This is a genomic window from Kitasatospora griseola, from assembly GCF_014648555.1.
Lineage (GTDB): Bacteria > Actinomycetota > Actinomycetes > Streptomycetales > Streptomycetaceae > Kitasatospora > Kitasatospora griseola.
This window is the reverse complement of record NZ_BMRI01000001.1, coordinates 337,683-349,410: the sequence shown is the minus strand read 5'-3', so window position 1 is coordinate 349,410 and position 11,728 is coordinate 337,683. Positions and strand designations below refer to the sequence as shown.

Annotated in this window: 9 protein-coding genes and 1 pseudogene; 2 read left to right on the top strand and 8 right to left on the bottom strand. The window is 72.7% G+C overall.

The window, feature by feature from the left end; genetic code table 11:
- A pseudogene (locus IEZ12_RS37540) lies at positions 1 to 157 on the top strand (aldo/keto reductase); the annotation flags it as partial.
- 7 nt (positions 158 to 164) lie between these two features.
- On the opposite strand, the gene IEZ12_RS01560 reads toward IEZ12_RS37540, so the two are convergent.
- The 7 genes from IEZ12_RS01560 to IEZ12_RS01530 form a co-directional block, all read right to left on the bottom strand.
- On the bottom strand, positions 165 to 1,355 hold the full coding sequence (locus IEZ12_RS01560) for an alpha/beta hydrolase (protein WP_189270392.1): 1,191 nt from the start codon (positions 1,353 to 1,355) through the stop codon (positions 165 to 167).
- A 144-nt stretch (positions 1,356 to 1,499) separates the two neighbouring features.
- Positions 1,500 to 1,835 carry an MmcQ/YjbR family DNA-binding protein gene (locus IEZ12_RS01555; RefSeq protein WP_189270391.1) on the bottom strand — a complete coding sequence of 112 codons (336 nt, stop codon included), beginning with the start codon at positions 1,833 to 1,835 and terminating at the stop codon, positions 1,500 to 1,502.
- 67 nt (positions 1,836 to 1,902) lie between these two features.
- Positions 1,903 to 3,111 carry an acyltransferase family protein gene (locus tag IEZ12_RS01550; RefSeq protein ID WP_189270390.1) on the bottom strand — a complete coding sequence of 403 codons (1,209 nt, stop codon included), beginning with the start codon at positions 3,109 to 3,111 and terminating at the stop codon, positions 1,903 to 1,905.
- A 22-nt stretch (positions 3,112 to 3,133) separates the two neighbouring features.
- Positions 3,134 to 4,228: an alpha/beta hydrolase gene (locus IEZ12_RS01545; RefSeq protein WP_189270389.1), complete on the bottom strand. Its 1,095-nt coding sequence runs from the start codon at positions 4,226 to 4,228 to the stop codon at positions 3,134 to 3,136.
- A gap of 135 nt (positions 4,229 to 4,363) precedes the next feature.
- Positions 4,364 to 5,038 carry a response regulator gene (locus IEZ12_RS01540; protein WP_189270388.1) on the bottom strand — a complete coding sequence of 225 codons (675 nt, stop codon included), beginning with the start codon at positions 5,036 to 5,038 and terminating at the stop codon, positions 4,364 to 4,366.
- Positions 5,035 to 6,321 (bottom strand): sensor histidine kinase, encoded by a 1,287-nt coding sequence (locus IEZ12_RS01535; RefSeq protein ID WP_229847136.1) that lies wholly within the window; start codon positions 6,319 to 6,321, stop codon positions 5,035 to 5,037. Before IEZ12_RS01535 ends, IEZ12_RS01540 begins: the two co-directional genes overlap by 4 nt.
- 88 nt (positions 6,322 to 6,409) lie before the next feature.
- Positions 6,410 to 7,075: a TetR/AcrR family transcriptional regulator gene (locus IEZ12_RS01530; protein WP_043913817.1), complete on the bottom strand. Its 666-nt coding sequence runs from the start codon at positions 7,073 to 7,075 to the stop codon at positions 6,410 to 6,412.
- A gap of 127 nt (positions 7,076 to 7,202) precedes the next feature.
- On the opposite strand from IEZ12_RS01530, the gene IEZ12_RS01525 reads away from it, so the two are divergent.
- Entirely contained in the window at positions 7,203 to 8,789 is a 1,587-nt protein-coding gene (locus IEZ12_RS01525; RefSeq protein WP_100585781.1) for an MFS transporter, read from the top strand.
- A gap of 136 nt (positions 8,790 to 8,925) precedes the next feature.
- Here the strand turns inward: IEZ12_RS01525 and aceE are convergent, their stop codons facing one another.
- Positions 8,926 to 11,676, bottom strand: coding sequence for a pyruvate dehydrogenase (acetyl-transferring), homodimeric type (gene aceE, locus IEZ12_RS01520; protein ID WP_189270386.1), 2,751 nt, complete (start codon positions 11,674 to 11,676; stop codon positions 8,926 to 8,928).
- Positions 11,677 to 11,728 lie beyond the last annotated feature (52 nt).

Here is an 11,728-nt window from a genome sequence, read left to right as displayed (position 1 = left end):
GGGCACCCGCAAGCGCAGCCGGCTGGAGGAGAACGCCGCGGCCGCCGCGCTGAAGCTGACGGCGGAGGAGCTGGCCGAGCTGGACCTGATCGGCGGCCGGGTGCAGGGCACCCGCTACGCGGACATGAGCAACACCTCGGACGCCCGCGAGATCTGACGAGTCGTCAGTTTCCGAAGGTCACCGAGCGGCTGACGTCGCTGTAGTGGCCGAGGGCGATCGCGGCGAAGTTGTGCCGGCTGGCGGTGCCCTCGGCCAGGTAGCCGTTGTGGCCGCTGGCGCCCGATGAGGAGACGGCCGTCGCGCCGAACGCCTGGGTGGTCGGGTCGGCGCCGTGGCCGAGGCCGCCGACCTCCAGGTACGGCACGTTGCCGATCCAGTCGCCGGGGTTGCGGGCCGCCCAGACCTGGACGCCGATGCCGAGTTCGGCGGCCGACTCGACGCCCATCCCGGGGCTGCCGAACGCCACCAGGTCGGTGGGCTGCGCGCCGTGCACGGACGGCGCGGCGGCGCCGCACACCACCGAGCCGTAGGAGTGGCAGAGCAGCGCGGGCGGCGCCTCCGGCCGGCTGGTCTGCCGCAGGCCGGCGAGCAGCCGCTCCAGGCGCGGCGCGGCGGCCTCGGCGAGCCGGGAGGTGGCGGCGTCCGGGCCGAGGCCCTGCGGGGTGACGTAGCCGGTCCAGGCGACCACCGCGGTGCGGGTGCCGGGGGCCTGGGCGCGCTCCTCGGCGTACAGGGCGCGGCCCATGCCGGCGGGGGAGCGGAGCGGTTCGACGGCCTGGTCGAAGTGGCCGAGGTCGGCGTCCGAGCCGGGCACCAGGACGGCGACCCGCTGGGCGCTCGCCAGGTCGCCGTAGACCTCGGTGACCAGGCCACGGCCGCGCGGGTCGAAGGCCAGGATCTGCCGGCCGGGGGCGAGCAGCGCCTCGGAGTCGTTGGCGCGGGAGACGGCCAGCGCGCGGGCGGCCGGGTCCAGGGTGCGGTCCTCGGCACGCTGCCGGGCCCGGTCGCGTTCGGCGGCGACCGCCTCCCGGTTGGCCCGGTACCGGACGGCCGGCGGCGCGCCGTCCAAGTTGCCGACCACCAGCGGGTATTCGAGGATCAGCCGGTCGAGGTCGGCCTTCGTCAGCGAGGCGAAGAAGGCGGCCACGGCGGCCGGGTCGGCGGTCGCCGGGTCCGGCAGGGCGCGGCCGAAGGTGCCGTCGGCGACCCAGGCGGCGCTGCCTGCGGGCGGGGTGGTGATGGCCAGCTGCTCACTGGACGCGGTGGCCTGGGCGACCGCGGCCCCGGCGTCCACCAGCGCCGCGCAGCCCGCGAACACGCCGATCAGGATCCGCTTGACCCGCCTGCGGTGCATGGCGTCCACTCCCTCGGGCCGGGACATCGCAGCGGGACGGGCCCGATGGTGCTACGACTGCCAACTACTAGTCAGCCAGACTAGAGGGCGGCAGACGCGCCGGGCAGGGAGCAAACAGTGTTCCGCGTCACATTCCCCCGGACGCTACCCCTCGTACCCCTCCCGGACGCGTTTCGGGGCGATCGAGCGCCACGCCTCGGTGAGCAGCTCGCGCAGCTCCTCCGGCTCCACCCGGGCGAGTTGCACCCGCACCCAGCCGAACCGGCCGGTGTACGGGGCCACCGAGTACACCTCGGGCGCGGCGGCGATCAGTTCGGCCTGCTCGGAGACCGTGGCCTTCACCGAGACCTGCCCGGACTCCGGGTGGCCCATCGCGAAGATCTTCCGGCCCACCCGGAACGTCTCCTGCTCCCAGGTGGTCTCCCGGTGCGCCTGCGGCAGCCGCAGCGCCAGCGCGATCAGTTCGTCGAAGGTCGCCATGGCCGCCAGGGTAGGGCCCCGCACCGACAGGGAGCGGGTGATGACGCGTCGACGGATTGACGTGGCGTCAGACCGCGCCGAACGCGTACACCGCGAACAGCGCCGCGCCCGCCGTGGCCGCCGCCCGCCAGGCGCGGGACCGCCACGGGCCGTCGAAGCGCCGGGCCCAGCGGCCGATCAGCGCCAGCACCACCGCGAACACCGGCAGCCAGGCCAGCCGGGCGAGCGCCCACAGGCCGGAGTCCGGGGCGGTGGTCAGACCGGGCACCGCGCCCAGGTGCGAGCCGGCCAGCGCGGTCAGGAACATCGCGGTCTGGTGCCAGCAGAAGATCGTCATCGCGCCCAGGTTGACCACCACCACCGGCAGCCACAGCAGCGGCCGACGCAGCGCCCGGCCCAGCCGGTCCTTCAGCAGCATCGCCGCGCCGCCCTGCACCGAGGCCAGCGCCAGCACCAGCAGGGACGGCGGGTGCGAGTTGGTGCGGGCCGCGCCCGGCACGCCCACCATGCTCGCCGGGTAGTGGAACACCAGCAGCAGCACCGCGAACAGCGCCGCCCCGCCGAGCGCCGTCAGCCACGCCCCGGCCCGGGAGATCCGGCCGTGCGCCCAGTCCACGCCCAACTGGTAGGCGAACAGCCAGCCCGGCAGCAGGTTCAGCAGGCTCAACCACCCCGGCATCGACGCGCCCCACGGCCCGTACCGCAGCAGGTCCACCGCCGCGACGGCCGCCAGCAGCGCCGCCGAGGCCCAACCCCGGCTCCAGGCACCGAACCTGACGCACAGCGGGGTGAGCGCCGTCAGCACCAGGTACATCGCGATGTACCAGAGCGGCTGCACCATCAGCACCGCCCCCGTCCGCACCGTGTCCGCCGGCACCCCCAGCCCGCGCAGCACCGGGATCAGCGCCGCCCACACCGCGGCCACCCCCAGCACCGGCCGGGCCAGCCGCAGCACCCGGCCGCGCAGCCACTCCCCGGCGCCCACCCCGCGCTCGGCCGACCGCCGCAGCGACAGCGCCGACGCCCGGCCGCCGACCAGGAAGAACACCCCCAGCATCTGCAGCACCCAGCTCAGCGGCGCCATGAACGACAGCGCCGCCAGCGGGCTCGCGTTGTGCAGCACGTCGTCGGAGACGGTGAACCCGCCGAGCAGCCAGTGGCCCAGCGGCACCGAGAGCAGGGCGACGGCGCGCAGGCCGTCCAGCGCGCGGTCACGGGTGGCGGGGGTCTTGGCATCGACGGTCGCCGCGGCGCGACGAACGGAAACAGGCAGCATCGGACGTCTCCTCGACAGATCGTCAGGCGGTGGTGGGGGAGCCGGTCGCGGCGAGGGCGGCGAACGCCGCCAGCGAGGCCGAACCGGGGGCGAAGTAGTCGCTGTGGCCGTGCGAACCCGTCGACGGCAGCAGCCGGGCGCCGAAGCCGGGGGACGTCGGGTCGGCGCCGTGCCCGAACCCGAGGAACGAGACGTTCGGGACGTTCGAGATCCAGTCCTCCGGGTTGCGGGCCACCGCCCACACCGGCACCCGCACCTCGTCCGCCCGATCCAGGCCCAGGCCCGGCGAGGCGAGCACCACCAGCCCCGCGACCTGCGCCGGATCCGGCGCGGACCGTCCGCACACCACGGAGCCGTAGCTGTGGCAGAACAGCGTCACCGGCCCGGTCACCGGGGCCAGCCCCGCCACCAGCCGCCCCAGCCGTGACGCCCCCGCCCGGGCGAGCTCCTCCCGGGCCGCGTCCATCCCCACCCCGACCGGCGTGGTGTACCCCACCCACGCCACCACGGCGACCTTCTCGCCGCTCGCGGCACGCAGCGCCTTCGCCATCACGGCGAGCCGGTCGGCGGTTTTGAGGTCGACGTCCGAGCCGGGCACCAGGACGGCGGTGCGGGTGTCGTGCGCCAGGTCGCCGAAGACCTCGGCGAGTTGGCCGCGGCCGCGGGGATCGAACGCCAGGAGCCGGCGGCCGGCCAGCTCGCGGCAGCGGGCGGCGTGCTGCGCGGCCAGTTCGCGCTCTTCCGCGGTCAGCGCCGGGTTGTCGGCGCGGGACTGCTCACGGGCGCCCTCCTGGGCGACGGCGAGCGAGTTCGCCAGGTAGCGGAGATCGATCGGCGCGCCGTCCAGGTTCCCGACCACCTGGGGGTGCCGGAACGCGAGCTGCCGCTGCTGCTCGGGCGTCAACCCCGAGAAGAACGCCGCCACTTCCGCCGGCGAGGCCTTCGCCGGATCCGGCAGCCGCACCCCCAGCCCGCCGTCCGCCACCCACTCCGCGGACCCCGGCGGCGGCCCCGTCAGCGGCGTCTGCGCGTCCGCCGACGCCCACGACCCCACCCCCAGCACCGCCGCCAGCACCAACCCCGCAACAGCCGTCTTCCGACGCAGACGCGACAGCACCGCTTCCTCCTCCCGTTCGGCAACAGGGAGGAAGGTAGGAAGGGGGTGACCGAGGGGGCGTCAACCTGCGGAGCCAAGCGGGGAGTCATACCGGGGTGGGAGCGGGACCAGCGGGAGCGCTGGTTTCGCGAGCCCCTATCCGCCGGGCTGGACCAGGCCGCTCTCGTAGGCCAGGACGACTGCCTGGGCGCGGTCGCGGAGGTCGAGCTTGGCGAGGATGCGGCCGATGTGGGTCTTGACGGTCTGTTCGGCGAGGACCAGGTGGGCGGCGATCTCCTGGTTGGAGAGGCCGCGGGCGATGAGTTCGAGGACTTCGGTCTCGCGCGGGGTGAGGCCGTTGAGGCGGAGCCGGGGGTCGCGGCGGGGGGTGGGGCGGTTCCGGGCGAAGTCGGCGATCAGGCGGCGGGTGACGGACGGGGCGAGGAGTGCGTCGCCAGCGGCGACCACCCGGACGGCGGTGATGAGGTCGGCCGGCGGGGCGTCCTTGAGCAGGAAGCCGGAGGCACCGGCGCGGAGGGCCTCGTAGACGTAGTCGTCGACGTCGAAGGTGGTGAGCATCAGGACGCGCGGGCGGTGGACGGTGCCGGGCGGGGGGTCGAGGAGGCGGCGGGCGGCTTCGAGGCCGTCCATCTCGGGCATCCGGACGTCCATCAGGACCACATCGGGGTGGGTGTGCCCGCTGACCTCCAGCGCCTGGCGGCCGTTCGCGGCGTCGCCGACCACGTCGATGTCGGCCTGCGCGTTGAGCAGGGCGGCGAAGCCGGCCCGGACCATCGCCTGGTCGTCGACGATGAGGACGCGGATGGTCATGCGGTGTTCTCCCCTGGGGCGGCGTCAACCGCCGTGGCGGGGCGGTCGATCGGCAGGACGGCGGCGACCCGGTAGCCGCCGTCGGCGGTCGGGCCGGTGTCCAGGGTGCCAGCCAGCAGCCGGACGCGCTCGCGCATTCCGGTCAGACCGTGCCCGGTGGAGGCGGACGTCTCGACGGCGGGGGCCCTGCCGGGCGCCGGGTCGTTCTCGACGTCCACGGTGAGCGCGCCGTCGGCCGCCGCGACCCGGACCCGGGCGGTGGCGCCGGGCGCGTGCCGGACGACGTTGGCCAGCGCCTCCTGGACGATCCGGTACGCGGACAGGCCGACGGCCTCGGGGACGGGGTCGAGCTCCCGGACGTCGTCGGCGAGGTCGAGCTCGGCGCGGACGCCGGCCTGGGCCACGGTGGCGAGCAGGCCCGGCAGGTCGGCGAGGCCGGGCTGCGGGGCCTTGTCGGCCTCGGTCTCGGCGGCCCGGAGCACCCCGAGCAGGCGGCGCATCTCGGTGAGCGAACCGCGGGCGGCGGTGGCGATCTGCCCGAACTCGGCGACGGCGGGCTCGGGCAGGCCCTCGATCCGGTACGGGGCGCTGTCGGCCTGGACGGCGATCACCGACATGTGGTGGGCGACCACGTCGTGCAGCTCGCGGGCGATCCGGGCGCGCTCCTCCAGCAGGGTGCGCCGGGCGCGTTCGGTCTCGGAGATCTGCTCCTGGGCGGCGAGCAGCCGTCGTGCCTCGCCGCGGCCGCGCAGGCTCCAGCCGAGCAGCAGGATCACCCCGGAGAGCGCGGTGACCACCACCGAGGTGCCGTCGAAGTAGTCGGCGAAGACGGACCAGCTGAGGCTGTTGCCGACGAAGGTGACCGCCCAGACGGCGAGCAGGGTCCGTCCGCGTTCCCGGATCGCCAGGAACACCATCAGGAACAGGTAGCTCAGCAGGGTGGTGACCGGCCACGGCCAGGCCTGGGTGGCGGCCTCGCCGTGGGTGACGATCGCGCCGACCAGCACCGACGGCGCCACCAGCTGCCAGGCGGTCAGCGGTCGGACCAGCGCCAGTGCCAGCGCCCCGGCCTGGACGGTGGCCAGTGCGGCGGCGAGGCCCCCGTTCACCCCGTAGAACCTGGTCAGCGCGACGATGCCGGTGGGCAGCAGCGCACCGATCATGGCCAGCACCACCACGAAGGGCAGCGCCCGGACCCATGCTCTTTGGGCGCCGGCCAGCGGCGGCCGGTTGCTCGGGACGGGCTCGACGAGGGCGCTGAGGAAGGTCTTCCAGGTGGTCACCGGCCCGAGAGTAGGCCGAGGTGGGGCCGGTGTCCTCATACTCCGGTCGGGCGCGGCCCTGATACCGCAGTACTACCGGGGCCCGGGGTCAGCGCCAGGAGCCGGCCAGCGCCGGTCCGAGCTGGTCGAAGTGGCGCTCGATCAGGGACAGCATGCCGTCCATGCAATGGCCGTGCTGGTCGGGCGCGGCGGCGTACGACAGGTGGGAGAGCCGCACCACGGTGCCGAACACGGCGGCGAGCAGCCGGGGGCGCAGGTCGACCGCCGGGTCGAGGCCCTCGCGGTCGGCGAGGACCCGGGCCACCTCGACCTCCTGGTGCAGGGTGTGCCGCAGGTGGGCGGCGAGCAGGGTGGGGGTGGACTCGATCAGTTCGAAGAGTTCCAGCGCGCCCGTGACGGTGCCGCGTTCGGCGACCCGGCCCTGGTCGAGCGAGTGCCACACCTGCCGGACCGCGCCGCGCATCGCCTCCAGCGGGCTCTCCGCGGCGGGCCGGCCGCGCAGCAGCTCCAGGAAGGTCTCCTCGGCGTCGGCCAGCACCGCCAGGGCGACCTCCTCCTTGTTGGCGAAGTACCGGAAGAAGGTGCGCTGGGAGACCTCCACCGAGGCCGCGATCTCGTCGACCGTGGTCTTCGCGTAGCCCTGCTGCAGGAACAGCCGGTGGGCCGCGTCGACCAGCGCGTCGCGGGTCTTCTGCTTCTTGCGTTCGCGCAGGCCAGCGGAGTGCGGGTGGACGGCGGAGACGGGGGTGGCCATGGTTCAACGATAGCGGTCTGCCACTTGTCATCAAGTGACACGAGTCACCGCTTGTCGATTGTCAGCGACTGACATAATGGCTGAGCCGCTCTCTCGTCACACCATACGAACGGGGATGTCCCGAGCCATGAGCCAGTCCGTCGTCATCGACAAGGAAGCGGCCCCGGCCGCCGGAGGGAAGCTGCGGGGACACCCCTGGCTGACCCTGCTCACCGTCGCCGTCGGCGTCATGATGGTCGCCCTCGACGGCACCGTCGTCGCCATCGCCAACCCGGCGATCCAGACCGACCTGAAGGCCAGCCCCGCCGACATCCAGTGGGTCACCTCCGGCTACCTGCTGGCCCTGGCGGTCTTCCTGATCACCGCCGGCAAGATCGGCGACCGGTTCGGCCACAAGTCCACCTTCCTGGTCGGCGCGGTCGGCTTCGCCGCCACCTCCGCCGCGATCGGCTTCGCCGGCTCGATCCAGCAGGTGATCTTCTTCCGCGTCCTGCAGGGCCTGTTCGGCGCGCTGCTCCAGCCCGCCGCGCTCGGCCTGCTGCGCGGGGCCTTCCCCGCCGAGAAGCTCAACATGGCGATCGGCATCTGGGGCGGCGTCATCGGCGCCTCCACCGCGGCCGGCCCGATCGTCGGCGGCCTGCTGGTCGAGCACGTCAACTGGGAGTCGGTCTTCTACATCAACGTCCCGGTCGGCGTCGTCGCGGTGCTCCTGGGCGTGCTGATCCTCAAGGACGTGCGCTCCGAGAAGGCCGCCAAGTCCTTCGACATCCCCGGCATCGTGCTGCTCTCCGGCGCGATGTTCATGCTGGTCTGGGGCATCATCAAGGCCCCCACCTGGGGCTGGGGCGACCCCGCCACGCTGCTCTTCCTCGGCGGCGCGGTGCTCGCCCTGGTGGCGTTCGCGGTCTGGCAGAACTTCGCCAAGGAACCGCTCGTCCCGCTCGCCCTGTTTCGCTCGGTCCCGCTGTCGGCCGGCACCCTGCTGATGGTGCTGATGGCGTTCGCGTTCTTCGGCGGCATCTTCTTCGTGACCTTCTACCTGCAGAACGTCCACGGGATGGCCCCGGTCGACGCCGGCGTCCACCTGCTGCCGATGACCGGCATGATGATCGTCGGCGCCCCGGTGGCCGGCTTCCTGATCGGGAAGGTCGGCCCGCGCATCCCGATCGTCGGCGGCATGCTGCTCACCACCGGCGCGATGCTCGGCATGTCCACCCTGGACATCCACTCCGGCAACGGCGTCATGTCGCTCTGGTTCCTGCTGATGGGCCTCGGCCTCAGCCCCGTCATGGTCGGCGCCACCGAGGTCATCGTCGGCAACGCCCCGCTGGAGCTGGCCGGCGTGGCCGGCGGCCTCCAGCAGGCCGCGATGCAGGTCGGCGGCAGCCTCGGCACCGCCGTGCTCGGCGCGGTGATGGCCTCCAAGGTCACCAGCGCGCTGCCCGGCAAGTGGGCCGCCACCGGTGTGCCGTTCCCGGACGGCGAGCAGGGCGAGCAGCTCAAGCAGGCCGCGCAGCTCGGCATCGCCCCGCCGCTGCCGGAGGGCACCCCCCAGCAGGTCGTCACCGGCATCGCGGACGCCGTCCACTCCTCCTTCGTCAGCGGCATGGGCGTGGCCTTCACCGTCGCCTCCGTCGTCGCCCTCGCGGCAGCGGGCCTCGGCCTGCTCACCAAGCGCGGCGCGAACGAGGCCGGTCCGGCAGTCCACATCTGACGTGCGGTCGCCCGCGCCCCGTCAGGGGCGCGGGGAACTGCGCGAGCAACCACGCGCGAACGCAAAGATCCGCCCGAGAACGGAACTCCCGTCCTCGGGCGGATCTTTGTGGTGGAGCAGGTGGAGCGGCTAGCGCTTAGGCGTCGCCGCCCGCGGCACCCGGCTCGGCCGCGGCCACGTCGAGCAGCTGGTAGCGGTCGATCGCGGACTTGAGGACCGAGCGGTCGATCTTGCCCTGCTTGGCCAGCTCGGTGAGGGTGGCCAGGACGATCGACTGGGCGTCGATGTGGAAGAAGCGCCGGGCCGCGCCGCGGGTGTCGGCGAAGCCGAAGCCGTCGGCGCCCAGGGACTGGTACTGGCCGGGGATCCAGCGGGCGATCTGGTCCGGGACGGCGCGCATCCAGTCGGAGACGGCCACGAACGGACCCTCGGCCCCGGAGAGCTTGGAGGTCACGTACGGGACGCGCTGCGGCTCCTCCGGGTGGAGGAGGTTGAACTCCTCCGCCTCGACGGCGTCGCGGCGCAGCTCGTTCCAGGAGGTGGCCGACCAGACGTCCGCCTTGACGTTCCACTCCTCGGCGAGGATGCGCTGCGCCTCCAGCGCCCACGGCACCGCCACGCCGGAGGCGAGCAGCTGGGCGGGGATCTGGCCGGCGGCGCCCTCGGAGAGCTTGTAGATGCCCTTGAGGATGCCGTCGACGTCGACGCCCTCCGGCTCGGCCGGCATCTTGATGGGCTCGTTGTAGACGGTCATGTAGTAGAAGACGTCCTCGCCGTGCGGGTGCTCGGCGGAGGAGCCGTACATGCGGCGCAGACCGTCCTGGACGATGTGGGCGATCTCGTACCCGTAGGCCGGGTCGTAGGCGACCACACCGGGGTTGGTGGAGGCCAGCAGCTGCGAGTGGCCGTCGGCGTGCTGCAGGCCCTCGCCGGTCAGCGTGGTGCGGCCGGCGGTGGCGCCGATCACGAAGCCGCGGGCCAGCTGGTCGGCCATCTGCCAGAACTGGTCGCCGGTGCGCTGGAACCCGAACATCGAGTAGAAGACGTAGACCGGGATCAGCGGTTCGCCGTGCGTCGCGTAGGACGAGCCGGCGGCGATCAGCGAGGCGGTGCAGCCGGCCTCGGAGATGCCGTCGTGCAGCATCTGGCCGGACGGGGACTCCTTGTACGCCAGCAGCAGCTCGCGGTCGACCGACTCGTAGGTCTGGCCGAGCGGGTTGTAGATCTTGGCGGACGGGAAGAGCGAGTCCATGCCGAAGGTGCGGTACTCGTCCGGCGCGATCGGCACGAAGCGGTTGCCGATGCCCTTGTCCCGCATCAGGTCCTTGAGCACCCGGACGAACGCCATGGTGGTGGCGATGGTCTGGTTGCCGGAGCCCTTCTTGACCGCCTTGTACGCGTCGTCGCCCGGGAGTTCGAGCTTGCGCGGGCGGACCTTGCGGGTGGGCACGTAGCCGCCGAGCTCCTCGCGGCGGTCGTGCATGTACTGGATCTCTTCCGAGTTGCGGCCCGGGTGGTAGTAGGGCGGGTAGCCCTCGTCGAGCTGCTTGTCGGTGATCGGCAGGTGCAGCCGGTCGCGGAAGCGCTTCAGGTCCTCGACCGTCAGCTTCTTCATCTGGTGGGTGGCGTTGCGGCCCTCGAAGTTGGGGCCCAGCGTCCAGCCCTTGACGGTCTGCGCCAGGATGACGGTCGGCTGGCCCTTGTGCTCGCGGGCGGCCTTGAACGCGGCGTAGACCTTGCGGTGGTCGTGGCCGCCGCGGCCCAGGTGCTGGATCTGGTGGTCCGTCATGTTCTCGACCATGGCGCGCAGGCGCAGGTCGCCGCCGAAGAAGTGCTCGCGGATGTACGCGCCGGACTCGGTGGCGTAGGTCTGGAACTGGCCGTCCGGGGTGGTGTTCAGCTTGTTGACCAGGACGCCGTCGCGGTCCTGGGCCAGCAGCGGGTCCCAGGTGCGGTCCCAGACCAGCTTGATGACGTTCCAGCCGGCGCCGCGGAACTGCGACTCCAGCTCCTGGATGATCTTGCCGTTGCCGCGGACCGGGCCGTCCAGGCGCTGCAGGTTGCAGTTGACCACGAAGGTCAGGTTGTCCAGGCCCTCGCGGGCGGCCAGGGACAGCTGGCCGAGCGACTCGGGCTCGTCCATCTCGCCGTCGCCGAGGAAGGCGTACACCTGCGAGTCGGAGGTGTCCTTGATGCCGCGGTGCTCCAGGTAGCGGTTCATCCGGGCCTGGTAGATCGCGCCGAGCGGGCCGAGGCCCATCGAGACGGTCGGGAACTCCCAGAAGTCCGGCATCAGCCGCGGGTGCGGGTAGCTGGAGAGGCCGTACGGCGCCTTGGACTTCTCCTGGCGGAACGCGTCGAGCTGCTGCTCGGTCAGTCGGTCCAGCAGGAAGGCGCGGGCGTAGATGCCCGGCGAGGCGTGACCCTGGAAGAACACCTGGTCGCCGGACTCGCCGTCGGCGTCCTTGCCGCGGAAGAAGTAGTTGAAGCCCACGTCGTACAGCGACGCGGAGGAGGCGAAGGTGGCGATGTGGCCGCCGACGCCGATTCCCGGGCGCTGGGCGCGGGAGACCATGACGGCCGCGTTCCAGCGCGTCGCGTTGAGGATCTTGCGCTCGATCTCCTCGTTGCCGGGGAAGAACGGCTCGTCCTTGGTGGCGATGGTGTTGACGTAGTCCGTGCTGCGCATCTCGGGCACGGCGACACGCTTTTCACGGGCGCGCTCGATCAGCCGCAGCATCAGGTAGCGGGCACGCTCGCGCCCACGCTCGTCGATGGCAGCGTCAAGCGACTCCAGCCACTCCGCGGTCTCCTCGGGATCGAAGTCCGGGACCTGGCTCGGGAGGCCGCCAATGATGATCGGGTTGCGATCGGATCCGGAAGCCACGCTGTTCCTTCACTGTCGGTCGAAACTGAGTTGTCGCGCCGCCTCCATCGTG

Coding starts and splice junctions, on each gene's coding strand:
- IEZ12_RS01560 (WP_189270392.1), bottom strand. CDS start 1,355: ATGCACCGCAGGCGGGTCAAGCGGATCCTGATCGGCGTGTTCGCGGGC.
- IEZ12_RS01555 (WP_189270391.1), bottom strand. CDS start 1,835: ATGGCGACCTTCGACGAACTGATCGCGCTGGCGCTGCGGCTGCCGCAG.
- IEZ12_RS01540 (WP_189270388.1), bottom strand. CDS start 5,038: ATGACCATCCGCGTCCTCATCGTCGACGACCAGGCGATGGTCCGGGCC.
- IEZ12_RS01530 (WP_043913817.1), bottom strand. CDS start 7,075: ATGGCCACCCCCGTCTCCGCCGTCCACCCGCACTCCGCTGGCCTGCGC.
- IEZ12_RS01525 (WP_100585781.1), top strand. CDS start 7,203: ATGAGCCAGTCCGTCGTCATCGACAAGGAAGCGGCCCCGGCCGCCGGA.
- IEZ12_RS01550 (WP_189270390.1), bottom strand. CDS start 3,111: ATGCTGCCTGTTTCCGTTCGTCGCGCCGCGGCGACCGTCGATGCCAAG.